This is a genomic window from Corallococcus sp. RDP092CA (assembly GCF_041903675.1).
Classification (GTDB): domain Bacteria; phylum Myxococcota; class Myxococcia; order Myxococcales; family Myxococcaceae; genus Corallococcus.
The window spans coordinates 1-270 of record NZ_JAYESI010000162.1; the positions used below are offsets into that span (position 1 = coordinate 1).

At 67.0% G+C, this 270-nt stretch carries 1 protein-coding gene; it reads left to right on the plus strand.

The features are described 5' to 3' along the window. Window positions 1–18 precede the first annotated feature (18 nt). Window positions 19–270: transposase (locus tag U8525_RS34610; RefSeq protein WP_374270995.1), on the plus strand; the 252-nt coding region annotated here is incomplete at its 3' end.

The window sequence follows — 270 nt, forward strand, 5'->3', positions numbered from 1 at the left end:
CGGTTTGCAGGAATCGACATCGGCAGTCAGACGCATGTGGTGGCGGTGGTGGACGAGGCGGGGCAGGTGCTGCTCAAGCCCCAGTCGGTGAATGAGGACGCCGAGGGCTACCAGGCCTTGGTGCAGGTGCTGGGCAGTCCTCAGGACGTGCTGGTGGCCCTGGAGGCCACCGGGCACTACTGGAAGAACCTCTTCGCCCACCTGGCTGCCGCGGGCTTCCAACTGGCCCTTCTCAATCCGGTGCGCACCCGGCGGTTTGCCGCCGAGGAC